General features: G+C 43.5%; 20 protein-coding genes and 12 tRNA genes. 10 read left to right on the top strand and 22 right to left on the bottom strand.

All coding sequences use genetic code 11. The features are described 5' to 3' along the window. Positions 1 to 78: 78 nt before the first annotated feature. A complete protein-coding gene (gene miaB / locus BCU75_RS12560) occupies positions 79 to 1,503 on the bottom strand; it encodes a tRNA (N6-isopentenyl adenosine(37)-C2)-methylthiotransferase MiaB (protein ID WP_004735256.1) in 1,425 nt (474 codons plus the stop codon). Positions 1,504 to 1,811: 308 nt separating this feature from the next. Here miaB and BCU75_RS12555 point away from each other — a divergent pair, with 308 nt between their 5' ends. Beyond that, complete coding sequence (locus BCU75_RS12555; protein WP_102474041.1) at positions 1,812 to 2,987, top strand: 2-octaprenyl-3-methyl-6-methoxy-1,4-benzoquinol hydroxylase; 1,176 nt, start codon at positions 1,812 to 1,814, stop codon at positions 2,985 to 2,987. A gap of 71 nt (positions 2,988 to 3,058) precedes the next feature. Here the strand turns inward: BCU75_RS12555 and BCU75_RS12550 are convergent, their stop codons facing one another. The 17 genes from BCU75_RS12550 to lolB form a co-directional block, all read right to left on the bottom strand. Further along, complete coding sequence (locus BCU75_RS12550; RefSeq protein ID WP_102474040.1) at positions 3,059 to 4,105, bottom strand: lactonase family protein; 1,047 nt, start codon at positions 4,103 to 4,105, stop codon at positions 3,059 to 3,061. 157 nt (positions 4,106 to 4,262) lie between these two features. Next, positions 4,263 to 4,347: transfer RNA gene (locus BCU75_RS12545), tRNA-Leu, on the bottom strand. Positions 4,348 to 4,455: 108 nt separating this feature from the next. Continuing rightward, a tRNA-Gln gene (locus tag BCU75_RS12540) sits at positions 4,456 to 4,530 on the bottom strand. A gap of 29 nt (positions 4,531 to 4,559) precedes the next feature. After that, a tRNA-Leu gene (locus BCU75_RS12535) sits at positions 4,560 to 4,644 on the bottom strand. Positions 4,645 to 4,737: 93 nt separating this feature from the next. Beyond that, a tRNA-Met gene (locus tag BCU75_RS12530) sits at positions 4,738 to 4,814 on the bottom strand. A gap of 51 nt (positions 4,815 to 4,865) precedes the next feature. Then, positions 4,866 to 4,950, bottom strand: a tRNA-Leu gene (locus BCU75_RS12525). 87 nt (positions 4,951 to 5,037) lie between these two features. Further along, positions 5,038 to 5,112 (bottom strand) — tRNA-Gln (locus BCU75_RS12520). A gap of 30 nt (positions 5,113 to 5,142) precedes the next feature. Then, positions 5,143 to 5,227, bottom strand: a tRNA-Leu gene (locus BCU75_RS12515). 77 nt (positions 5,228 to 5,304) lie between these two features. Beyond that, positions 5,305 to 5,381, bottom strand: a tRNA-Met gene (locus BCU75_RS12510). 77 nt (positions 5,382 to 5,458) lie between these two features. Further along, positions 5,459 to 5,533, bottom strand: a tRNA-Gln gene (locus tag BCU75_RS12505). 29 nt (positions 5,534 to 5,562) lie between these two features. Continuing rightward, positions 5,563 to 5,647, bottom strand: a tRNA-Leu gene (locus tag BCU75_RS12500). A 68-nt stretch (positions 5,648 to 5,715) separates the two neighbouring features. Continuing rightward, positions 5,716 to 5,792: transfer RNA gene (locus BCU75_RS12495), tRNA-Met, on the bottom strand. A 280-nt stretch (positions 5,793 to 6,072) separates the two neighbouring features. Continuing rightward, positions 6,073 to 7,164, bottom strand: coding sequence for a redox-regulated ATPase YchF (ychF, locus tag BCU75_RS12490; RefSeq protein WP_102474039.1), 1,092 nt, complete (start codon positions 7,162 to 7,164; stop codon positions 6,073 to 6,075). A 10-nt stretch (positions 7,165 to 7,174) separates the two neighbouring features. Further along, positions 7,175 to 7,765: an aminoacyl-tRNA hydrolase gene (gene pth / locus BCU75_RS12485; RefSeq protein WP_010439162.1), complete on the bottom strand. Its 591-nt coding sequence runs from the start codon at positions 7,763 to 7,765 to the stop codon at positions 7,175 to 7,177. A 222-nt stretch (positions 7,766 to 7,987) separates the two neighbouring features. Further along, positions 7,988 to 8,932: a ribose-phosphate pyrophosphokinase gene (locus BCU75_RS12480; protein WP_012603389.1), complete on the bottom strand. Its 945-nt coding sequence runs from the start codon at positions 8,930 to 8,932 to the stop codon at positions 7,988 to 7,990. Positions 8,933 to 8,959: 27 nt separating this feature from the next. Beyond that, entirely contained in the window at positions 8,960 to 9,835 is an 876-nt protein-coding gene (ispE, locus tag BCU75_RS12475) for a 4-(cytidine 5'-diphospho)-2-C-methyl-D-erythritol kinase (RefSeq protein WP_102474038.1), read from the bottom strand. After that, positions 9,832 to 10,479 carry a lipoprotein insertase outer membrane protein LolB gene (lolB, locus tag BCU75_RS12470; RefSeq protein WP_102474037.1) on the bottom strand — a complete coding sequence of 216 codons (648 nt, stop codon included), beginning with the start codon at positions 10,477 to 10,479 and terminating at the stop codon, positions 9,832 to 9,834. The genes ispE and lolB overlap by 4 nt, the downstream gene beginning before the upstream one ends. A gap of 160 nt (positions 10,480 to 10,639) precedes the next feature. On the opposite strand from lolB, the gene hemA reads away from it, so the two are divergent. From hemA to ybaK, 8 genes are all read left to right on the top strand, one after another. After that, complete coding sequence (gene hemA / locus BCU75_RS12465) at positions 10,640 to 11,899, top strand: glutamyl-tRNA reductase (RefSeq protein ID WP_076678155.1); 1,260 nt, start codon at positions 10,640 to 10,642, stop codon at positions 11,897 to 11,899. A 28-nt stretch (positions 11,900 to 11,927) separates the two neighbouring features. Further along, entirely contained in the window at positions 11,928 to 13,016 is a 1,089-nt protein-coding gene (gene prfA / locus BCU75_RS12460) for a peptide chain release factor 1 (protein ID WP_102465784.1), read from the top strand. A gap of 5 nt (positions 13,017 to 13,021) precedes the next feature. Continuing rightward, positions 13,022 to 13,888 (top strand): peptide chain release factor N(5)-glutamine methyltransferase, encoded by an 867-nt coding sequence (gene prmC, locus BCU75_RS12455; protein ID WP_102474036.1) that lies wholly within the window; start codon positions 13,022 to 13,024, stop codon positions 13,886 to 13,888. 191 nt (positions 13,889 to 14,079) lie between these two features. After that, positions 14,080 to 14,463 carry a SirB2 family protein gene (locus tag BCU75_RS12450; RefSeq protein ID WP_004736238.1) on the top strand — a complete coding sequence of 128 codons (384 nt, stop codon included), beginning with the start codon at positions 14,080 to 14,082 and terminating at the stop codon, positions 14,461 to 14,463. 6 nt (positions 14,464 to 14,469) lie between these two features. Beyond that, on the top strand, positions 14,470 to 15,279 hold the full coding sequence (locus tag BCU75_RS12445; RefSeq protein WP_017103967.1) for a SirB1 family protein: 810 nt from the start codon (positions 14,470 to 14,472) through the stop codon (positions 15,277 to 15,279). 22 nt (positions 15,280 to 15,301) lie between these two features. Next, positions 15,302 to 16,156 carry a 3-deoxy-8-phosphooctulonate synthase gene (gene kdsA, locus BCU75_RS12440; RefSeq protein WP_198592557.1) on the top strand — a complete coding sequence of 285 codons (855 nt, stop codon included), beginning with the start codon at positions 15,302 to 15,304 and terminating at the stop codon, positions 16,154 to 16,156. Between the two features lie 595 nt (positions 16,157 to 16,751). Then, positions 16,752 to 18,413: a bifunctional UDP-sugar hydrolase/5'-nucleotidase UshA gene (ushA, locus tag BCU75_RS12435; protein WP_004736242.1), complete on the top strand. Its 1,662-nt coding sequence runs from the start codon at positions 16,752 to 16,754 to the stop codon at positions 18,411 to 18,413. 118 nt (positions 18,414 to 18,531) lie between these two features. Continuing rightward, complete coding sequence (ybaK, locus tag BCU75_RS12430) at positions 18,532 to 19,005, top strand: Cys-tRNA(Pro) deacylase (RefSeq protein WP_102465285.1); 474 nt, start codon at positions 18,532 to 18,534, stop codon at positions 19,003 to 19,005. A 106-nt stretch (positions 19,006 to 19,111) separates the two neighbouring features. On the opposite strand, the gene rluF is transcribed toward ybaK, so the two are convergent. The 3 genes from rluF to BCU75_RS12415 form a co-directional block, all read right to left on the bottom strand. Continuing rightward, positions 19,112 to 20,257: a 23S rRNA pseudouridine(2604) synthase RluF gene (rluF, locus tag BCU75_RS12425; protein WP_102474035.1), complete on the bottom strand. Its 1,146-nt coding sequence runs from the start codon at positions 20,255 to 20,257 to the stop codon at positions 19,112 to 19,114. Between the two features lie 176 nt (positions 20,258 to 20,433). Then, positions 20,434 to 21,015, bottom strand: coding sequence for a DNA endonuclease SmrA (gene smrA, locus BCU75_RS12420; protein WP_017076135.1), 582 nt, complete (start codon positions 21,013 to 21,015; stop codon positions 20,434 to 20,436). A 166-nt stretch (positions 21,016 to 21,181) separates the two neighbouring features. Further along, entirely contained in the window at positions 21,182 to 21,322 is a 141-nt protein-coding gene (locus tag BCU75_RS12415) for a DUF3149 domain-containing protein (RefSeq protein WP_004736246.1), read from the bottom strand. Between the two features lie 255 nt (positions 21,323 to 21,577). Here BCU75_RS12415 and BCU75_RS12410 point away from each other — a divergent pair. Continuing rightward, positions 21,578 to 21,654: transfer RNA gene (locus tag BCU75_RS12410), tRNA-Pro, on the top strand. A 234-nt stretch (positions 21,655 to 21,888) separates the two neighbouring features. Here BCU75_RS12410 and BCU75_RS12405 read toward each other — a convergent pair. Further along, positions 21,889 to 22,557, bottom strand: coding sequence for a LuxR C-terminal-related transcriptional regulator (locus BCU75_RS12405; RefSeq protein ID WP_102474034.1), 669 nt, complete (start codon positions 22,555 to 22,557; stop codon positions 21,889 to 21,891). Positions 22,558 to 22,783 lie beyond the last annotated feature (226 nt).

Below are 22,783 nucleotides of genomic sequence, written 5' to 3'. Positions count from 1 at the left end.
CCCTATTTCTAAGATGGTCACTTAGTTAGGTAATTTCAAGCTTTGTGGTTGCGCTTTGTGCTCAAACAGTTGTATTAGCTATGGCGTAAATGTTGCTACACCTAGCTCGTCTTCACGTTTTGTTTTTTCCATCATTTCTGCTGGAGTCATTACAACGCGTAGACCCATGTCTTTTTCTGTGCGAACTAGCTCACCACGTAGTGAGTTGGTGTAAACCTCGGTGATTTTAACATCTACGAATTGACCGATAAGATCAGCAGAACCTTCGAAGTTCACAACACGGCTGTTTTCAGTACGACCACGAAGCTCCATTAGATTCTTTCTTGATGGACCTTCAACAAGGATACGCTGCTCTGTGCCTAGCATTAGGCGAGAGAAACGCATAGCTTGTGTGTTTACTGTCTGTTGCAGTTCCCACAGGCGATCTTTCTTCTCTTGTGCTGGAACATCACACGGGTAATCTGCGGCAGGTGTACCTGGACGAGGAGAGAAAACAAAACTGAAGCTCATATCGAAATCAACTTCTTTAATTAGCTTCATTGTATCTTGGAAGTCTTGCTTAGATTCACCAGGGAAACCAACAATAAAGTCAGAGCTGATTTGAATATCAGGACGAGCTTTACGCAGTTTTCGGATAATAGACTTGTATTCGATTGCCGTATGCGGACGTTTCATCATCGTAAGAATACGGTCACTACCACTTTGTACAGGTAAGTGTAAGAAGCTCACTAGCTCTGGCGTATCTTTGTAAACTTCAATGATGTCATCACCAAATTCAAGCGGGTGGCTTGTCGTGAAACGAATACGGTCGATACCATCGATAGACGCAACTAGGCGAAGGAGCTCTGCAAATGTGCAGATGTCGCCTTCATAAGTAGGACCACGGAATGCGTTTACGTTTTGGCCTAGTAGGTTTACTTCACGTACGCCTTGCTCTGCCAGCTGTGCAACTTCGTAGAGTACATCATCCATTGGACGGCTAACTTCTTCACCACGAGTATATGGTACAACACAGTAAGTACAGTACTTAGAACAACCTTCCATGATAGAAACGTACGCCGTTGCGCCGTCTGCTTTAGGTTCCGGCAGGTTATCGAATTTTTCGATCTCTGGGAATGAGATATCCATTACTGGCTTTTCGTTAGACAGTGATGACTTAATCATCTCTGGCAGACGGTGTAATGTTTGTGGGCCAAAGATAACGTCTACGTATGGTGCACGTTGACGAATGTGGTCGCCTTCCTGAGTTGCTACACAGCCACCCACACCGATCACTACACCTTCTTTTTTATCTTTAAGCGTTTTCCAACGACCAAGCTGGTGGAATACTTTTTCTTGCGCTTTTTCGCGGATAGAACAAGTATTCAATAGTAGTACGTCTGCTTCCTCAGGTACTTCAGTTAGCTCGTAGCCATTTGCAGCGTTAAGCAGGTCGGCCATTTTTGATGAATCGTATTCATTCATCTGACAGCCCCAAGTTTTAATTAGCAGTTTCTTACTCATTATATGTTCGCTCGATCGTTAGTTTAATTTAAGGGAGCAAATCGCCCATTATTCATCCGCCAGCATTGTTTGTCATAATTAGGTATTCAATTTTATGACTGGCTCTAGCGGCAAGCGGCGTATTGTACTGGTTTCAAAACCGACTGACTAGTAGTCTGAACAAATCTCTTATGTAGTGGTTTTTATTATTGTTAATGCCATATACCATAAGGGATAACCCTTTTTTCGAATAAGGTTTTTGGTTACAAGTTAGTTATGAAAAAGTACAATCAAAAACAGTCAAAGAATCAAACTGATAAGTACAAAATATGAACAGTTACGATATTGTGGTCGTCGGTGGCGGCATGGTTGGCGCAGCAACAGCGATCGGCTTTGCAAAGCAAGGGCTGAGTGTTGCGGTGATCGAAGGTTTTGCCCCACAAGTTTTTGATGAGTCACAAGCGATGGACATTCGTGTGTCTGCGATTTCTCAAGCATCGGTCGATTTACTTGAAGATCTTGGCGCGTGGCAAAGTATTGCAGCGATGCGCGTGTGTTCTTACAAGCGTTTAGAAACGTGGGAGCATCCTGAGTGTCGTACTCGATTTGATGCAGAATCACTGGATCTGCCTCGCCTAGGCTATATCGTTGAGAATAGGCTCATTCAACTAGGATTATGGTCGCAATTTGATGCCTACGACAATCTCGAACTGTTATGCCCAGAAAAGCTGGATGAGATTGATTTTGGTGAAACCAATATCGTTAAGCTTCAATCAGGAGCTGAGTTATCAGCGAAGTGGGTGGTTGGTGCTGATGGCGCGAATTCAGCCGTTCGTCAGCAATCTGGAATTGGCATTACGGCTTGGGATTACCGACAGCACTGCATGCTTATCAATGTCGAAACCGAGCAGCCTCAACAAGATATTACTTGGCAGCAATTCCTACCAAGTGGTCCTCGTTCATTTTTGCCATTATGTTCTCTAACCTCGGACGGTCAAGAAGTCGGGCAGGGATCGTTGGTCTGGTATGACTCCCCATCTCGCATTAAGCAATTATCATCGATGACCCCTGAAAAGTTGCGAAATGAAGTACTTGCTAACTTTCCTAAAGAGCTAGGTGATATCAAGGTATTGAATTCTGGATCTTTTCCTCTGACACGACGTCATGCTCAATCATACTCGAAGAATAATTGCATTTTAGTCGGTGATTCAGCGCATACGATTAACCCTTTAGCAGGGCAGGGCGTCAACTTGGGCTTTAAAGATGTTTCAGTACTATTGGATGTCACCAATGAAAAAGGCGAATTGAATCAATCTGTAGCAAGACGCTATGAAGTGATGAGAAGAAGTGACAACTTAATGATGCAGAGTGGAATGGACTTCTTCTATAAAACCTTCAGTAATGACATTGGCCCGTTAAAGTTTGTCCGCAATGCTGCACTAAAGTTAGCAGAGAACTCTGGGCCGATTAAAGCTCAAGTATTGAAATACGCCTTGGGCCTTTAAAACGGTTAGATCAGGTTGTTTATATAGAGAAGGAGAGCCGATGCTCTCCTTTTTTGTTTTTGTTGTAATGCTTATTGTTGCTGAGTAACACAAACTGGTGCATCAAGGTCTAACGAGTAACCGGTATAGGTCAGAGAACCATCTTCAATGTTACGCTTGAATGAGGTGATGTTGTTGGAGTGTTGGTTTGCGGCGACAAGCCATTGTCCATTGTCAGTAATATGAAAGTCTCTCGGGAATTTTCCTTCAACGTCGTAGCTGTCAATGAAAGTCAGTTTTTGAGTCTCAGAATCGACTTCGAAGCTGCTGATTCTTGATTGGTGTCGACAGGACACATAAAGGAATTGCTCATCAGGGGATAGCTTAATCGCAGCTGCGGCTTCTCCCTTCTCCATATTAGGTAAGGCATCAACCTCATCCACTATATTCCAAATACCTAAAGACTTTTCCAAAATCAATATCGTTTCAGAGAGCTCACAGATTACATAGGCTTTGTCTTCAGCTTTGTTGAAGATTAGGTGGCGAGTTCCATTTCCTGCGGGCGCTTTAATAGACTGCATTGGCTCATCAAGGAATTCTTCTTGCTCTTCGTCAAAGCAATAGAAGTTGATTCGATCGGTGCCGAGATCGACAGTCACAAACTGTGGTGAGTTTTGTAAGAACAAACATTGATGGGCGTGTGGGCTAGTTTGTCTCTCTTTGTTCGGCCCTGAGCCAACCATCTTGGTTGTTTTGAGTCGTTTATCGATGTTGCCATTGATACTTAGGCTAAAGATATCAAATGTACCTGACGAGTATTGGGAAGTGATAGCAAACTTATTGTGTGGATCTATCGCAACGTGGCAGGGGTGATCTCCCGAGATAAGGCCTGTATTGGACGCAATTTGTGAATCAACATTAGGTATATGAATGAGTTTCGGCAGTTTCTTTTGTTCAACCTCAGATGCTGTATAGATCCCAGACTTTGTCGCGGTGATAAAAGAGGGGTTATGACATTCGGCAATAAGCTCTAGAGGTAATAGTTTTCCTGTTTCTAGATCTAACTGAGTTTGATAGACACCTTGGCTTTTACTTGGCGTATCCGTGTAGCAACCGATCGTTAATGGGAGGGTTTTCATAGGCAGTCATACTCAATTAGAAAGTGGAGCAGACATTGTCTTATAAAATCGTATTAAAAGTGAGGTTATAGGAGAGAATACTTGGTGACTTGGCTAGCAGAATTGCATATTCCAGATAAAACAAAACCCAGCTAAAAAGCTGGGTTTTATTCAATGATGGTGCGGTCGGAGAGACTTGAACTCTCACACCTCTCGGCGCCAGAACCTAAATCTGGTGCGTCTACCAATTCCGCCACGACCGCAGCAAATCTTTATAGTTATATCGACATTGGTGATTCGATTTAACGTTGTGCTCTTGGTCTGTTATTTAGCTTTAAAACAAGCTAAGCAAAAACAAAGAGTTTAAATAGTGGCTGGGCTACCTGGATTCGAACCAGGGAATGCTGGCATCAAAAGCCAGTGCCTTACCGCTTGGCGATAGCCCAACAGGATATCAATTAAGATATCTAAATAATGGTGCGGTCGGAGAGACTTGAACTCTCACACCTCTCGGCGCCAGAACCTAAATCTGGTGCGTCTACCAATTCCGCCACGACCGCAGCAAAGCTTTTACTCTAGCGAAGAGTATAGTTATATCGATATTGGTAATTCAATATAACGTTGTTTGTACTTTTTCTTTCATAAAGAAAGAATGGTGGCTACTGCGGGATTCGAACCTGCGACCCCATCATTATGAGTGATGTGCTCTAACCAACTGAGCTAAGTAGCCAATAATGAATTTTGTGTATTCACTATTTTATCTCTAATTAAAGAGAAATAATGGTGCGGTCGGAGAGACTTGAACTCTCACACCTCTCGGCGCCAGAACCTAAATCTGGTGCGTCTACCAATTCCGCCACGACCGCAGCAAAGCTTTCCTCTCAACTAAGCAAAGAGCTTAGCGAAGAGTATATAGTTAAGAAGACTTATGGTTTGTCTAAGTAACGTTGTAATGGCTGGGCTACCTGGATTCGAACCAGGGAATGCTGGCATCAAAAGCCAGTGCCTTACCGCTTGGCGATAGCCCAACAGTGATATCATTTAAGATATCTAAATAATGGTGCGGTCGGAGAGACTTGAACTCTCACACCTCTCGGCGCCAGAACCTAAATCTGGTGCGTCTACCAATTCCGCCACGACCGCAGCAAATCTTTATAGCTATACTGACATTGGTAATTCAATATAACGTTGTTTGTACTTTTTCTTTCATAAAGAAAGAATGGTGGCTACTGCGGGATTCGAACCTGCGACCCCATCATTATGAGTGATGTGCTCTAACCAACTGAGCTAAGTAGCCATCTGAGAGCGAAGTAATATAATATAATCTCGCTTTCAATGCCATTATCTTTTTAAAGATAATTACACTTTAAATTGTGGCTGGGCTACCTGGATTCGAACCAGGGAATGCTGGCATCAAAAGCCAGTGCCTTACCGCTTGGCGATAGCCCAACAATGATGTCAATTAAGACATCTCAATATGGTGCGGTCGGAGAGACTTGAACTCTCACACCTCTCGGCGCCAGAACCTAAATCTGGTGCGTCTACCAATTCCGCCACGACCGCTTTACTTTCCTAAAAACTCTTTGTTGTTAAGAGACAGATGTTTAATAACAAACAGAGTGCTTAGGAAATGGTGGCTACTGCGGGATTCGAACCTGCGACCCCATCATTATGAGTGATGTGCTCTAACCAACTGAGCTAAGTAGCCATTTCCAAATTGTTGCTCATTTCGAGACGTTGCCGCTTCGTTGTGAACGGGGCGCATTATGCGGAGTTGAGCGAAACCCGTCAACTTTTTTTTTGAATAAATCGCGAATAAACATCTGTTCGGTTTCTTTTTAGGCAAAGAGGTGTATTTGTCGACAAAAAACAGGTCTAAAAGGCGATATATATAGGAAGTTAAGTTTTGGATGTGGGGCTATTTCTAAAGGGGGAAAACAAAAAGGCCAGTGAATTCACTGGCCTTTTTTCTAGATGTTTAATCAGAATTATACGTTGAAGCGGAAGTGAACTACGTCACCATCTTTAACGACGTATTCTTTGCCTTCAAGACGCCATTTACCTGCATCTTTTGCTCCGCTTTCACCGCCAAATTCGATGAAATGTTCGTAGCCAACTACTTCTGCACGGATGAAACCTTTCTCGAAGTCGGTGTGGATCTTACCAGCTGCTTGCGGTGCTGTTGCACCGATAGGAATAGTCCAAGCACGAACTTCTTTAACACCGGCAGTAAAGTAAGTTTGAAGAGTCAGTAGCTCGTAACCAGAGCGGATTACTCGGTTAAGGCCTGGTTCTTCGATGCCCATGTCAGCTAGAAACTCTTCACGATCTTCATCGTCAAGCTCAGAAAGTTCAGATTCGATTGCAGCACACACAGCAACAACAACGTTGTTCTCTTTTTCTGCATATTCGCGAACGGCGTCTAGGTAAGGGTTGTTTTCAAAACCATCTTCAGCAACGTTTGCAATGTACATTGTTGGCTTAAGCGTTAGGAAGTTAAGGTAGTCGATTGCTGCTACTTCTTCTTTGCCAAGTTCAACAGTACGAGCCATACCACCTTCTGTCAGGATAGGTAGAAGCTTTTCAAGAACTGTAGTTTCAAATTTAGCGTCTTTATCTCCGCCTTTTGCTTTTTTAGCATTACGGAAGATTGCACGTTCACAGCTATCTAGATCGGCAAGAGCAAGCTCAAGGTTGATCACTTCGATATCTTCGATTGGAGATACTTTGCCTGAAACGTGAACGATGTTTTCGTTTTCAAAGCAGCGTACAACGTGACCGATAGCATCAGTTTCGCGGATGTTAGCTAGGAATTTGTTACCTAGACCTTCACCTTTAGATGCGCCAGCAACTAGGCCAGCGATATCTACGAATTCCATTGTCGTTGGAAGGATCTTCTGTGGATTAACAATTTTTGCTAATGCATCTAAGCGTAGATCTGGAACCGGAACGATACCTGTGTTTGGTTCGATCGTACAAAATGGAAAGTTTGCTGCTTCGATGCCTGCTTTAGTCAGTGCGTTAAACAGAGTTGACTTACCAACGTTTGGTAGACCAACGATGCCACATTTAAAACCCATGATATAAACCTTATTCTGCTTTGAACGTATGTAAGCGATTTTGTGCTTTTGGTAGGCCATCTTTTAATAAGATGTCTAGGCTACGAACCGATTCGTCAACGACAGCCTCGATACACTCTTGCTCTTTAGCAGGAGCTTTACCTAATACATAACCTGCAACTTTATCTTTGTGTCCTGGATGGCCAATGCCTAATCTAAGACGATAGAATTCTTTATTGTTACCCTGCTTGCTGATGATGTCTTTCAGACCATTATGTCCACCATGACCACCACCTTTTTTAAACTTCCCAATACCAGGAGGAAGATCTAACTCATCGTGAGCGACCATGATCTCTTCTGGTTTAATTTGGTAGAACTTTGCTAAGGCAGCAACAGCTTTGCCTGACAAGTTCATAAAAGTCGTTGGGATCAGCAAGCGAAGATCTTCACCATGAACCATGATACGACCCGTTAGGCCAAAGAACTTTGGTTCGTTCTTTAGTGTCACGTTATGTACACGCGCTAATTCTTCAACTACCCAAGCACCCGCATTGTGGCGAGTTTTGGCGTATTCTGGACCTGGATTAGCCAGTCCAACGAGAAGTTTTATTTGTTGGCTCAAGGTATGGATCTCTCTTGGGATTTCAAAAAGCGCCGTATGATATCACAGTTTATGAAAAAGGTGCGAGCTAGCTGATAGCAACACTGTGATTCCTGACTGTGGTGAATTGCGGCTTAATATTGGTTAGACATAAAAAAAGCACTTCATTCAATGAAGTGCTTAATGTCTTTCTCTAACGAGTTTCTAAAACAAAGCTTTTGTAAAAAAGCTATAGAGCTTTGATTAGTTAAACATCGCTGAGATTGATTCTTCGTTGCTGATGCGGCGAATCGCTTCAGCAAGCATGCGAGAAAGGCTTAGCTCAGTAACTTTGCCTGTCGCAGCCATCTCTGGAGAAAGCTTGATTGAATCAGTAACAATAACTTGGTCTAGAACTGAATTACGGATGTTTTCTGCAGCAGTACCAGAGAATACAGCATGAGTAGCGTAAGCGAATACACGCTTAGCACCGCGCTCTTTAAGCGCTTCAGCTGCTTTACACAGTGTGCCACCAGTATCGATCATGTCATCAACGATCACACAGTCACGACCTTCAACATCACCGATTAGGTTCATTACTTCAGAAACGTTAGCACGTGGACGACGCTTATCAACGATAGCGATGTCAACATCACCTAGCGCTTTAGCCGTTGCACGAGCACGTACAACACCACCAAGGTCTGGAGAAACCACTACTGGGTTTTCTAGGCCACGGTTAGCCATGTCTTCTAGAAGAACTGGAGTGCCGAAGATGTTATCAACAGGTACATCGAAGAAGCCTTGAATTTGCTCTGCGTGTAGGTCGATAGTAAGAACGCGGTCAACACCAACGTTAGAAAGGAAATCTGCAACAACTTTTGCAGTAATAGGCACACGAGCAGAACGTACACGACGATCTTGACGGGCATAACCGAAGTAAGGGATTACAGCAGTAATACGGCCAGCAGAAGCACGGCGCATTGCGTCAATCATTACCACCAATTCCATAAGGTTGTCATTGGTTGGTGCACAAGTTGATTGAATCAGGAATACATCGCTACCACGAACGTTTTCATTGATTTGAACAGCGACTTCGCCATCAGAAAAACGGTCTACAGTAGCATCGCCAAGAGAGATGTATAGACGATCAGCAATACGTTGGGCTAGTTCAGGTGTTGCGTTACCAGCAAATAGCTTCATATCAGGCACGGTGGAAACCTCGGGTTGCGTCCAGTTTTAAATAGATTGTGGGTGGGCTGATTGGTATTCAGCCAAAGTTTCTTTTAAAGGAGAAATGTTTCGTCCTCTCGCGACAAACGCGGAAACTGTGTCAGGCAGTTGCTCTAGCACCGATTCGGCTTCTTTTTTGCTGCTAAATTCAGCAAAAACGCATGAACCCGTACCAGTCAATCTCGACGGCGCGTATTGTAGCAGCCATGAAAGTTGCTTATCAACCTCTGGGTACAGCATTCGCACAATTTTTTCGCAATCGTTTACGTATTCTTGCTCTAGAAGCGTTGATAGTGCTCGCTTCGGCGTATTTCGAGTTAATTCTGAATGTGTGAATATGTCTACAGTTGCTATGCTCACTTGAGGCTTTACAACGAGATACCATTTTTCATCCGGATTAGCGGGTTGTAATTGTTCGCCAACACCTTCAGCAAAGGCGGCGTGGCCTCGAACGAAGACCGGAACGTCTGCACCAAGCTTTAAGCCAATCTCTGCTAACTGGTCATCAGACAGGTTGAGTTGCCATAAATGGTTGAGAGCGACCAACACGGTTGCGGCATTTGAAGAGCCTCCGCCAATGCCACCTCCCATAGGAAGCACTTTCTTTAACTGAATATCCGCACCGAAAGTCGTCGATGTATATTGTTGAAGGGCAGTTGCGGCTTTCCAAATAAGATTATCTTCCAGTGCAACACCTGGGATTTCAGGAGTTATTGTGATCGCACTGGTTTCTTGATTTGCAGTAACCGTCAGTTCATCGCCAAACTCGACAAACTGAAATAGGGTCTGAAGTTCGTGATAGCCATTGTCGCGTCGGCCTGTGATATAGAGAAATAAATTCAGCTTAGCTGGCGAAGGCCAGTGCGTTGGCGTTGTTATCATTTTTTCAGTGTCCACTTCGAAACTACAATGTTGATTTTGTTATTGTCTTGTTTGAATGATAATCGAGTAGGTAGCGGAATCGTCTCCACGTTCGCGTTGCCTTCATCAGCTAGTCGCTTACTCGGCATTTCTGTATTGCGATAGTTAGCAAAATTCAGTGTCCACAATTGACTGCTGACTTGTTTAGACAGAGATTCAAGCGTGTTAGTACTGTTGAGTTGGTAGCTATCTGCTTGATCTGGAATGCCAAGGAACCATTGCGGCAGGTGATCTATAGGGATCTGTAATCCAGTAAGTTGCTCTACCAATACAGATGCACTTGCATGGGTGAATACCTGATCGTCATAAGTGACTACCTTGGCACCCGAACTGTCAATTGTGAGGTTCAAGGCGGTTTGACCAAGGAAAGTGGTCAGTCTTAATTGACTCTGATTTGGTGAATGTTTCCAAATGAAATTTAGGCTTTGGCGTTGCTCAGGAGAAATGTAAGCGAGCTTGCCTGAGGCTTGGTAGTTTTCTATCTGTAGAAGGCGGTTTTGGTGACTTTGCCACTCGACGCTGGTCGGTTGTTCTGGGATAGACGAGCAACCCACCATAATTATGGTTATAAAAATAAGAGACGTGATTTTACGAAGCTTGCTCATATTTGCTCACAACTTGTTCAAATTTATCTAAAAAACGTCTCAACTATAGCATTGAATTCACGAAGTCAGGAAAACAAATCCCGCTTGCTCTTTAAATAGAGCCATGCATCAAGTAAAATTCGCCCCTTGTTTCCATTCCCTGATCGAGAACTTCTGATACATGTCTTTGCTTGCCGTAGGTATCAATCACAATACAGCGTCGGTTGAATTGCGAGAAAAAGTCGCTTTTGGTCCAGATAAATTATCTGAGGCACTTAAGCAACTTAACGCAAATGCACACGTAAATGGAAGTGTCATACTTTCTACCTGTAATCGAACTGAAGTGTATTGTGACGTCAAAGGCGTGGCAAAAAACAAGTTGATCGATTGGCTGTCTGTATTTCATCAAGTTAGCCCTGAAGAATTAAAACCGAGTATCTACATCCATGAAGAACAAGCCGCGATTAAACATTTAATGCGCGTAGCTTGTGGTTTGGACTCTTTGGTGTTGGGTGAACCGCAGATCTTAGGTCAGGTGAAGCAAGCTTATACGGACTCGCGAGAGAACAAATCTGTTGATGCTTCCATGGAGAAACTGTTCCAGAAATCATTTTCTGTCGCCAAGCGTGTTCGAACGGAAACTGAAATCGGCGGAAGCGCAGTTTCTGTTGCTTACGCAGCCTGTACATTAGCCAAACACATCTTTGAGTCGATTGCCGATTCAACTGTGTTATTGGTTGGTGCGGGTGAGACGATTGAATTGGTGGCTAAACACCTTTCAGCTAATGGCTGCACCAAGATGATTGTAGCTAACCGAACTCGTGAGCGTGCTTTAGGGCTGGCAGAAGAGTTTGGTGCTGAAGTGATCAGCCTGAATGAGATTCCTGACCATTTGCATAGAGCGGATATCGTGATCAGCTCAACCGCAAGCCCACTGCCTATTATTGGTAAGGGGATGGTAGAGACGGCACTTAAAACAAGAAAACATCAACCTATGTTGTTGGTTGATATTGCCGTTCCTCGTGATGTGGAATCTCAGGTCGGCGATCTGAATGATGCCTACCTATATTCCGTTGACGATTTGCAGTCGATCGTTGATGGCAATATCGAACAACGAAAAGTAGAAGCGATTCAAGCTGAAGCAATAGTTAGTGAAGAAAGCGCCGCGTTCATGAGTTGGATGCGTTCACTGCAAGCGGTAGACAGTATTCGTGATTACCGTAAATCGGCCAATGAAATCCGAGAAGAATTATTAAGTAAGAGTTTACAATCACTTGCTGCTGGCGGTGACCCTGAGAAAGTCTTACTTGAGCTAAGTAATAAGCTCACAAACAAATTGATCCATGCTCCAACGCGTGCACTTCAAAGTGCAGCTGAGCAAGGAGAACCTGCAAAATTAATGGTCATTAGACAGAGTTTGGGCTTAGAAAACCCTCAATAATATTCGACCTCCAACAGAATAAGACATTATGAAAGCCTCGATTCTAATAAAGCTTGAAACACTTGTTGAACGCTATGAAGAAGTTCAACATCTACTTGGTGATCCCGATGTACTTGGGAATCAAGACAAATTCCGTGCCTTGTCAAAAGAGTATTCTCAATTAGAAGAGGTGACGGGGTGTTTCAAATCATACCAGCAAGCTCAAGAAGATTTAGAAGCTGCTGAAGAGATGGCAAATGAAGACGACGCAGAAATGCGCGAAATGGCTCAAGAAGAGATCAAAGATGCGAAAGCGAACATTGAACGTCTGACTGATGAGCTGCAAATTCTTCTGATTCCAAAAGATCCAAACGATGAGCGTAACTGTTTCTTAGAGATTCGTGCCGGTGCTGGTGGTGATGAAGCGGGTATTTTTGCGGGTAACCTTTTCCGCATGTACTCTAGATTTGCCGAGAAAAAAGGTTGGCGCGTTGAAGTGATGAGCAGTAATGTTTCAGAGCAGGGCGGCTTTAAAGAGATGATCGCTAAAATCAGTGGCGACGCTGTTTACGGCACAATGAAGTTCGAGTCTGGCGGTCACCGTGTACAACGTGTACCTGAGACTGAGTCTCAAGGTCGTGTTCATACATCAGCATGTACTGTTGCGGTTATGCCTGAGATCCCAGAAGCTGATCTACCAGAAATTAAAGCTGGGGATCTTAAAATTGATACTTTCCGTGCATCTGGCGCGGGTGGTCAGCACGTTAACACCACGGATTCAGCCATCCGTATTACTCACTTGCCAACAGGTACCGTAGTAGAGTGTCAAGACGAGCGTTCTCAGCATAAAAACAAAGCGAAAGCGATGGCTGTTCTTGCGGCTCGTATCGTTCAAGCTGAAGAAGAGCGTCGTGCTGCTGCGATTTCAGATACACGTCGTAACCTATTAGGTTCTGGTGACCGTAGTGACCGTATTCGTACGTACAACTACCCTCAAGGTCGTGTTTCTGATCACCGCATCAACTTAACTATCTACCGCCTGAACGAAGTTTTGGAAGGTGATATGCAAAGCCTGCTTGATCCTGTTCTACAAGAGCACCAAGCCGATCAACTAGCAGCACTTGCTGAGCACAACTAATTACTATGCAGTCAGCATATACGGTTGAAAGTGCTTTAAAGTCAGCAATCGTAAAGCTTCAAGAGGGCGATAACACATCGCCCTCGATTGATGCTGCGGTACTGCTTTGTCACGCTTTAGATAAACCTAGATCTTACCTACTGACTTGGCCTGAGAAGCACCTCACTTCAGAACAAGAGTCCGAATTCAACGCCCTTCTAAAACGTCGTTTGACCGGTGAGCCTGTGGCTTATATTGTCGGTGAACGTGAGTTTTGGTCGCTGCCGCTAAAAGTTTCTCCTTCTACATTAATCCCGCGTCCGGATACCGAGCGTTTGGTTGAAGTCGCTTTGGATAAAACCTACGGCAAACAAGGTGCGATTCTAGATTTAGGCACGGGCACAGGTGCTATCGCGTTAGCATTGGCGTCTGAAATGCCGAATCGACCAGTGACGGGCATTGATCTTCGCCCTGAAGCGCAGCAACTTGCGACAGAAAATGCACAACGCTTGAATATCACCAACGTCACCTTTTTACACGGCAGTTGGTTTGAGCCATTGAGCGCTGTGAGTTCTGAAGCAGTGAAGTTCTCTTTGATTGTTTCTAACCCACCTTACATTGAGAAGAACGATCCTCACTTATCTCAAGGTGATGTGCGTTTTGAGCCAATCACAGCATTAGTTGCTGAAGAAAAAGGGCTTGCGGATATTCGATATATCTCTGAAAACGCTCGAGGCTTTTTAGAAAGCGAAGGCTGGCTAGCATTTGAGCACGGCTATGACCAAGGCTTGGCCGTACGTGAGATTATGCAGGCGCTTGGTTATCTCGACGTTGTGACAGAGAAAGATTACGGTGGTAATGATCGAGTGACATTAGGTCGTTACTGTCCATAGGCTGCTGTTAATTATCTTGTGAGCAATAGATGATGAACTTGCCAAATTGATACCTTTAACTCGAAAATACATTTAATTCGATAATGCATTTAACGCGGAAATACAGAGAATTAACGCAGAAATACAGGGCATTAACGGGTATTGTGTGGCTCGTGTTAACGAAAGCACATATAAAAATATAAAGGAATACCATGTACGAAGGTTTAAAACATTTTCACCTATTAACGATTGCTATAAGCGCGCTACTTCTTTCGATTCGTTTCGCTCTGATGATGGTTAACTCACCAAAGCTTAAGCATCCTTTCTTGCAGCGTTTCCCTCATATCAATGACTCGTTGCTGCTGCTTTCGGGTATTGGTTTGATTTTTATCACTGGCTTTATTCCATTTACACCAGCAGCGCCATGGTTAACCGAAAAACTAACTTGTGTTATGGCTTACATCGCACTGGGCTTCTTTGCGCTTAAGTTAGGTAAAAACAAGCTATTGAGAGTTTTCTCTTTCTTTGGTGCACTAGGCTGGTTAGCGATGGCAGGCAAAATTGCAATGACGAAGACACCAACATTTTTCGGTTAATGACGTATGTACGAATTTTTTGATGAAGACTTTGACCAGCTAGAGTTAGCTGAAGGTGCATTGATCTTAAATAAAGCGATTAACCCAGAAACTCAAGACAGTTGGGCGGAGCAAGAGCTGGCGAGATTGTTAAAAGACGCCGAGTTTGCTTTGGTTAACGAAACGGATGAGCAGCAGAAGTTTGAATCCTTTATTCGACTATTCTTTTATGAGTGGGGTTTTGCTGGCGATAAAGATGCGTATTTTTCTTCGGAAAACGCATTCATCGATAAAGTGCTTGAGAGAAAAAAAGGCATTCCAGTGAGCCTTGGCGCAATCTTTCTTTTTCTAGGTCGCAAGCTAGGCTTCCCTGTAGAGGGTGTATCTTTCCCAACTCAATTCTTACTTAAAGTAAGTTGGTTCGGGCAAGCTGCCGTCTATATTAACCCTTACAACGGTGAGTATGTTGGCGTGCAAACTTTACGAGCATGGCTCATTGGGCATGATGGCCCATTGGCTAAGGTGAAAGCTGAGCACTTAGAAGTGGCTGACCACCCAACGATTATTGGTAAGTGGCTAGCGTTACTTAAGAGTGCATTACTGCGAGAAGAGCGTTATACGCTTGCATTGAAGTGTACTGATCTTGCGTTAACGTTTGTGCCGGATGACCCATATGAAATCCGTGACCGTGGCTTTATTTATCAGCAGTTAGACTGTCATCAAGTTGCAGCAACGGACTATCAGTACTTTATCGACCAATGCCCAGATGACCCTGCATCTGAGTTACTAAAATCTCAAGTGAACGTCATGAACGAAAAGACAGTGGTTGTTCACTAATTAATAATTATTTAGAGAGAATATGATGGAACAGAAAACAGTTCACATTGGTGACATGCCAATTGCTAATGACAAACCATTTACGCTATTTGCAGGCATGAACGTTCTTGAATCTCGCGATCTAGCTATGCAGATCTGTGAGCACTACGTGAAAGTCACAGAGAAGTTGGGCATCCCTTACGTATTTAAGGCGTCTTTCGATAAAGCAAACCGCAGCTCAGTTCACTCATACCGTGGTCCAGGTATGGAAGAAGGTCTTAAAATCTTCCAAGAACTGAAAGATACTTTTGGCGTGAAGATCATTACTGATATCCACACAGAAGCACAAGCTCAGCCTGTTGCAGATGTGGTTGATGTAATCCAACTTCCAGCGTTTCTTGCTCGCCAAACTGACCTTGTTGAAGCGATGGCTAAGACCGGTGCTGTAATCAACGTGAAGAAGCCTCAGTTCATGAGCCCAGATCAAGTGGGTAATATTGTTGATAAGTTTGCTGAGTGTGGCAACGACAATATCATTCTTTGTGAACGTGGTTCTTGCATGGGTTACGACAACCTAGTGGTTGATATGCTTGGTTTCGGTGTGATGAAAAAATCATCAAACGGCAGCCCAATCATCTTTGACGTGACTCACGCGCTTCAAATGCGTGATCCTTCAGGTGCTGCATCTGGTGGTCGTCGTGAGCAAACCGTTGAACTTGCTAAAGCGGGTCTTGCGACGGGTATTGCGGGTCTGTTTCTTGAAGCTCACCCTAACCCGGATCAAGCACGTTGTGATGGCCCATCGGCGCTACCTCTAGATAAACTAGAGCCGTTCTTGAAGCAGATGAAAGCACTTGATGACCTTATCAAAGGCTTTGACCACATCGAGATCAAATAGCTTTGGTTGATGCTCAATAACTAACACTAAATTGCTAATGTTAATGAGTTAAAGTGGTTATTTAACTGCATCAGATAAACGCCCAACTCTTAGAGTTGGGCGTTTTTGTTTAACGGGACATCTGTTCAATTTACTGAGGCCTCGGCCTATTTTGACGATGGCCAAGTTGTTTTTCGATAACTAAGTTGTTTTGTCGATGATTAAGCTGTTTAGTCGTTAGCTAACCTGTTTTTCAGAACGCTAATCCACGGCAGATGATTAAATCTTTGTTAACAGAGCCTCTGATTCCCTAAGAAAGTGGTATAGGTGTGTGAGGTCTGTCCTGTTTATAGTAAATTACTGATGTTCATCACACTTTGTAAGTAAACGATTGCCTGTGATGCAGGGGAAGTTTGAGTGTAATCTCATAATTTTGTTACACTTAACTGCCAATCTATGCGTGACCAATTCGACATAAATATGAAATCGTCGTGTTACATCTAGAATGTTAATTTAAGATTAGTCATGTTGAAGTCTTATTGTTCGAACTCCAGGAAAGGGGTCGCAATAGATTATAAAAGCAGTGGATTCCCCTAAAAAGTTCAAAGGTATGACAATGAAGCAACGCCTTATTCTAAAGACAGCACTAAGTGCTGCAATCCTAGCTACTCTAGCTGGGTGTGCGTCTCAATCAACTCAAGATTGGAACCAAGACGAGACTTACAAACTAACGGTTCTACACACTAACGACAACCATGGTCGTTTTTGGCAGAACAAATACGGTGAGTACGGTATGTCTGCACGTAAAACGCTTGTTGACCAACTTCGTGCTGAAGTTGAAGCAGAAGGCGGTAGCGTGTTGCTTCTATCTGGTGGTGACATCAACACTGGTGTGCCAGAGTCAGATCTTCAAGATGCAGAACCTGATTTCAAAGGTATGAATAAAATTGGTTACGATGCAATGGCATTGGGTAACCACGAGTTTGACAACTCTTTAGACGTACTACAAAAGCAGATCGACTGGGCTAATTTCCCAATGCTATCTGCAAACATCTACGACAAAGCAACAGGTGAACGCAAGTTCCAAGCTTACGAGATGTTCGAAAAGCAAGGTATCAAGATTGCGGTTATCGGTCTAACCACTGAAGACACGGCAAAAATCGGTAACCCTGAGTTTATCGCGAGCATTGATTTCCGTGACCCTAAAGAAGAAGCGAAGAAGCTGATCGCTGAACTGAAAGAAACAGAGAAGCCAGATTTAATCTTCGCTGTGACTCACATGGGTCACTACGAAAACGGCCAACGTGGTGTTAACGCACCGGGTGATGTAGCACTTGCTCGTTACCTAAACGAAGGCGACCTAGACATGATCGTTGGTGGTCACTCTCAAGAGCCTGTATGTATGGAAGGCCCTAACGTTGCGAAGAAAAACTTCAAGCCGGGTGATGAGTGTAAACCAGACGTACAGAACGGTACCTACATTGTTCAAGCTCACGAGTGGGGCAAGTACGTAGGTCGTGCTGATTACGAATTCCGCAACGGTGAACTAGAGATGGTGAGCTACGATCTGGTTCCAGTTAACCTTAAGAAGAAAGTCAAGATTGACGGTAAGAAGCAACGCGTTCTTATTCAAGATGAAATTGCACAAGATCCAGAGCTACTTGAATTCCTACGTCCTTTCCAAGAGCAAGGTCAAGCACAGCTAGAAGTTCAAATTGCTGAGACAAATGGCAAGCTTGAAGGCGATCGTAACGTGGTGCGTTTCCAACAAACTAACCTAGGTCGTTTGATTGCGACTTCTCATATGGAGCGCGCACAAGCAGACTTCGCTGTGATGAACTCTGGTGGCGTTCGTGACTCAATTGAAGCCGGCAATGTTACTTACAAAGATGTACTGAAGGTACAACCTTTTGCAAACATCCTGACTTACACTGACATGACAGGTAAAGAAGTTCTAGATTACCTAAATGTTGTGGCGACGAAACCAATCGATTCTGGTGCTTACGCGCAGTTCGCTGGTATTTCAATGACAGTAGCAAACGGTGAAGTATCGAATGTATTCATCGGTGGCAAACAGCTTCGTTTAGACGAAACATATCGCTTCACAGTGCCAAGCTTCAACGCGGCTGGTGGTGACGGTTACCCTAAACTATCTGATCACCCAGGTTATGTGAACACAGGTTTTGTTGATGCTGAAGTGCTAAAAGAGTACCTAGAAGCGAACAGCCCGGTTGACGTGAACAAGTACGCACCGTCTGGTCAAATGGTTTACAAGTAATTGAACCCAGTTGATTGAGTCAATAGGTGTTAAATTAGATTGACTCTAGCACCATGATAAATTTAACTAAAGCGACGCCTCGGCGTCGCTTTTTGTTTATCTATCGTTTGGATTTGTTATGACCCCTGCAATCAACTTGGCTAAGAAAAAGAAAATCGCTCATAGCGTGCATCAGTATCACCACGATGCGAATAATACGAACTATGGATTAGAAGCCGTTGAAGCGCTTGGGCAGGATCCTAAACGTGTATTTAAAACGCTTTTGTTCTGTTTGAATGGTGTCGCTAAAGATTTGGCGGTTGCCGTTATTCCCGTTGATCAGAAGCTAAACCTGAAGCTTGCGGCAAAAGCGGCAAAAGGCAAAAAAGCAGAGATGGCGAATCCTGATATTGCTCAGAAAACCACGGGTTATGTGGTGGGTGGGATCAGCCCTCTTGGTCAGAAAAAAGCCTTGCCTACCTTTGTTCATTCCAGCGCTACCGATTTTGAAACGATATGTGTGAGTGCAGGGAAGAGAGGATTAGAGATTGAGTTAGATCCGAAAGACTTAGCGATGCTGACTCGCGGCCAGTTTGCTGATCTATGTTTATAGATTGTCGTCGTCATGATGATAAAACTATCGAATGACAAAGAAGAACGCCCGCTAGACTAATCTAGCGGGCGTTTTTATATCGAGTGTCTCGTCCTACTGATTCTGACTACTTCTTCAGGCCTAATGTACCACCAACACGTTTTGTTGCTGGTTTATTTGGTCGGTTTGAGTCTTGACTACGGTTTGCTGGCTTACCGCTTCTACGATCGTTATTGTCGCGGTCTGTGCGATTGCGATCTGAGCTGTTTCGATCTGAATTTGAACGCTCTGAACGAGGGTTTGATTTCCAGTTCTCGGTATTGCCACCGCCACCGCCACCGCTTTCACCGTTCGATGAGTTACGGCCTCGTTTCGAGTTAGGCGCATGACGGAATTCATCCGCATTGTTACCGCGATAGGTGCGAGTACGATTTTCGTTTTGATTACGTCGCGCTGTTGAAGTTTGGTTTTCTTCACGGCTATCAAAAAGTTTTGCGTCTGTCGCTTTACGAATACGTTGACCTTTTGCGTTCATTTTTGACGCATCTTCCGTACTTACAGAGCCTTCACACATCGCCAAGATTTCAGTAATCTCTTCGTCGCTTAGGTAGCGCCACTTTCCGTTAGGAATGCCGTCTAATGAGATGTTCATAATACGAACACGGCGAAGCTTAAATACTTCATATCCGAGAGCTTCACACATACGACGAATTTGGCGGTTAAGGCCTTGCGTTAGTGTGATTCGGAATGAGAATTTAGTCTCTTTCTCGACATTACATGGCAAGGTAACGGTATCTAAAATAGGGACACCAGAAGCCATTTTCTTCAAGAACTCCGTCGTAATCGGCTTATCGACACGCACCACGTACTCTTTCTCGTGGTTGTTACCTGCACGTAGGATTTTGTTTACGATGTCGCCATCGTTGGTCAAGAAGATAAGACCATCAGAAGGCTTATCTAGACGACCGATAGGGAAAATACGTTTGTGATGGCCGATAAAGTCGACGATGTTGCCAGGAATATCACGTTCAGTCGTACAGGTGATGCCTGTTGGTTTATTAAGAGCAATGTAGATCGGCTTCTCTTTTGAGCGAACAGGTTTATTGTCGATCTCAACATCATCACCGGGCAAGACTTTAGTACCCATTTCAGGGATCTTGCCGTTAATAGTAACTCGGCCTGCATCAATGAGTTTGTCGGCTTCGCGGCGTGAGCAAAAACCAGTTTCACTGATGTATTTATTAAGGCGTTTAGCTTGGGATTCTTGTGACATGATATTCTCTTAGCGTTTCACAACGGAAATATAGATAAACAAAAAGCAACCTTTGGATAGTTGCTTTGAGTTGGGATTCGTTAACTGAGGACAATTTTAGCACTTGGTGTGAGTCTAGGCACTAAATATCGATCTTGATGCAATTCGCTATCAGTGTACATATCTGTTTCAACCAGTTAACTGGTGCGTTTTTGATGGCGCTCTCTGTTCTCTAGCTTTTTCTCGTTACTCTTTCTGAGCATAACGTAGACTGCGCCAGTGCCACCATGAAATTGCTGAGCAGAATGAACACATTGAACGTCGTTAATTTGCGTGAGCCAGTTCGCCACGTAGCTTTTCATCATTGCTGGTGGATTCGAGCGCTCGCCTTTACCGTGAACAATGATAACGGTGCGAACATCCATTCTTAAACACTGGCGTAAAAATGAGAGTACTTCGTTACGAGCGTCTTTCAGTGTTTTCCTATGAAGGTCGAGTTTGGCCTGAATAGGGTATTTGCCTAAGCGCAGCTTTTTATATACTCCTTCTTGTACACCATCTTTCTTGTAAGCAATGACGTCGTCTGGCTTGATCATTGGTGAGTAGTCTAATGATAAGTAGTCTTTCTCGTCGTCAGACAGCCACATAGCGGCTTCACGCTTAGCAAGGTGAGATTCTGTGACTCGGTGTACTTTCTGGTGTTCGGCGGTGTCATGGTCAATACGTTTAACATCGCCCATCATTTCTTGGAATAGGTCTAAGTCGTCATCATGAGACATAGTGTGTATCTCAAGTTGGAGAAGGATAGGGTAAGTATACCTAAGTTGAGGCCGGGTTTAAAAATGAAAAAACCGGAGAAGACAATAAGTCTGCTCCGGTGCAAAGCGTTTTACATCGACCTAAAGAAAATGATACCTAAAAGTAGATGACTTAGGCTGAGCGATTCTAGTGAGGAGATTTTTCAGTCATAACTTTGTAGATGAAGAAGCCTCCATAAAACATCATGAGACCCAGAGCCCCGAATATTACTATCATTGAAGATAGCCCCACTGCATTACCAAATAGGAGTTCTAGCCAAAAGTCCATGTGTATACCTCAAAGTTATATGACATGGCTTAGTGTATTAAGTAGCGTTATCAATTCACTGATCTGGATCAATCCTGTTTCATAAGTTAAATACTTGTTGATGAGTGTGTGTTTTTCGTCACATTAGCCGTTCGGTTGTACGTCTTTTGTTCGAACGATTCGATATTGTAAAAAAGAGTGAAAAAAGCTCTTGCGCATAAATTCAGAATCCGTATTATACGCTTCATCGACAGGCAATCAGCCAGTTAGATATCTCGGTGAATAGCGCAGCTTGGTAGCGCATCTGGTTTGGGACCAGAGGGTCGGGGGTTCGAATCCCTCTTCACCGACCACATTAAAGAAAGCCTGCTCACTGAGCAGGCTTTCGTCGTTCTAGAATGTAAGAAATAGGATTAGAACCCAAGTGGGGTTCGTCTGATATTCAAAATAAGCTCTTCACCGACCATATTAAAAAAAGCCATAGCCCCTTTTTATTTTAGAGAAGAGCTACGACCTGTTCATTCGGGTTTATAGCGGCCTCGATTGAATACTAGTAGTTTTAGATGCCACGATGTTTTAACTTGCCTCTATTGAACGAACTCACTCGTTGCAATATTGTTATTCACCCAAATTAAAGCTTGTAAGCGGTTCTTCACTTTGATTTTTTTGAATGTATTGTGAAGGTGTGCTTTGACCGTATTCTCACTGACGTAAAGCGTGTCGGCTATCTGGGTGTTAGACGCTCCATCTCCAAGCAATTTAATTATCTGTTGTTCGCGCTTAGTCAGTTTCAAGTAATGAGGGCTTGTCTTCGCACATTGTCTTTCTCTATAAAAGCGAATGTATTGGTAGATTAACTTTCTACTCATCCACATCTCACCTTGCAAAATACAGTTAAATCCACTCACAAGTTTCTCAAGTGTGTCAGATGCATAAAAAATACCAATCAAAGATTGCCATTTCAGCATTTCAGAATGAGGGAAGTCATGCGGGGTGTTGAGCAACACTTCATGGACGTCACTTTCTACGCCATCTCTAAGCTCTTGGTATCTTTCTATGCATTGTTTACTCATTGTCGGAAAATCAATAATAATCAACTCTAAATCTTGGTTTTGTAGTGAGTTAACATTAAGCCTTTCTGGTGATATGAGTTTAATGCTTAGATTAACTTTTTGTTCTATTGACTCTTTAAGCAGGATTGATTGTAAATTGTTTTCCGCAAGTAAAATGGCGTTATGAACCTCCGGCTTAGCCATGTGTGACTCCTTTTAGTAACTCATTACTTTTTGATAGATTACATAGTTTATAACACACATTGGTTTTTCGCGAATTATCGCAGTGAATTATTCATGAGGATTATGGTTTGTTTAATGGTATCGGTGGGGTAAGCATCACCCGGGTAAATAGGAGGTGATTAATTCATTCTTTTTGTCTAAATGGTTTTATCGTACAGGTGGAGGTAATTGTCCAAGCTTTGTTGGC

The organism is Vibrio splendidus, assembly GCF_002873455.1.
In the GTDB taxonomy this organism is placed as follows: Bacteria; Pseudomonadota; Gammaproteobacteria; order Enterobacterales; family Vibrionaceae; genus Vibrio; species Vibrio splendidus_J.
Note: the sequence above shows the minus strand (reverse complement) of the source record. Positions and strands in the feature narration are given on the sequence as shown.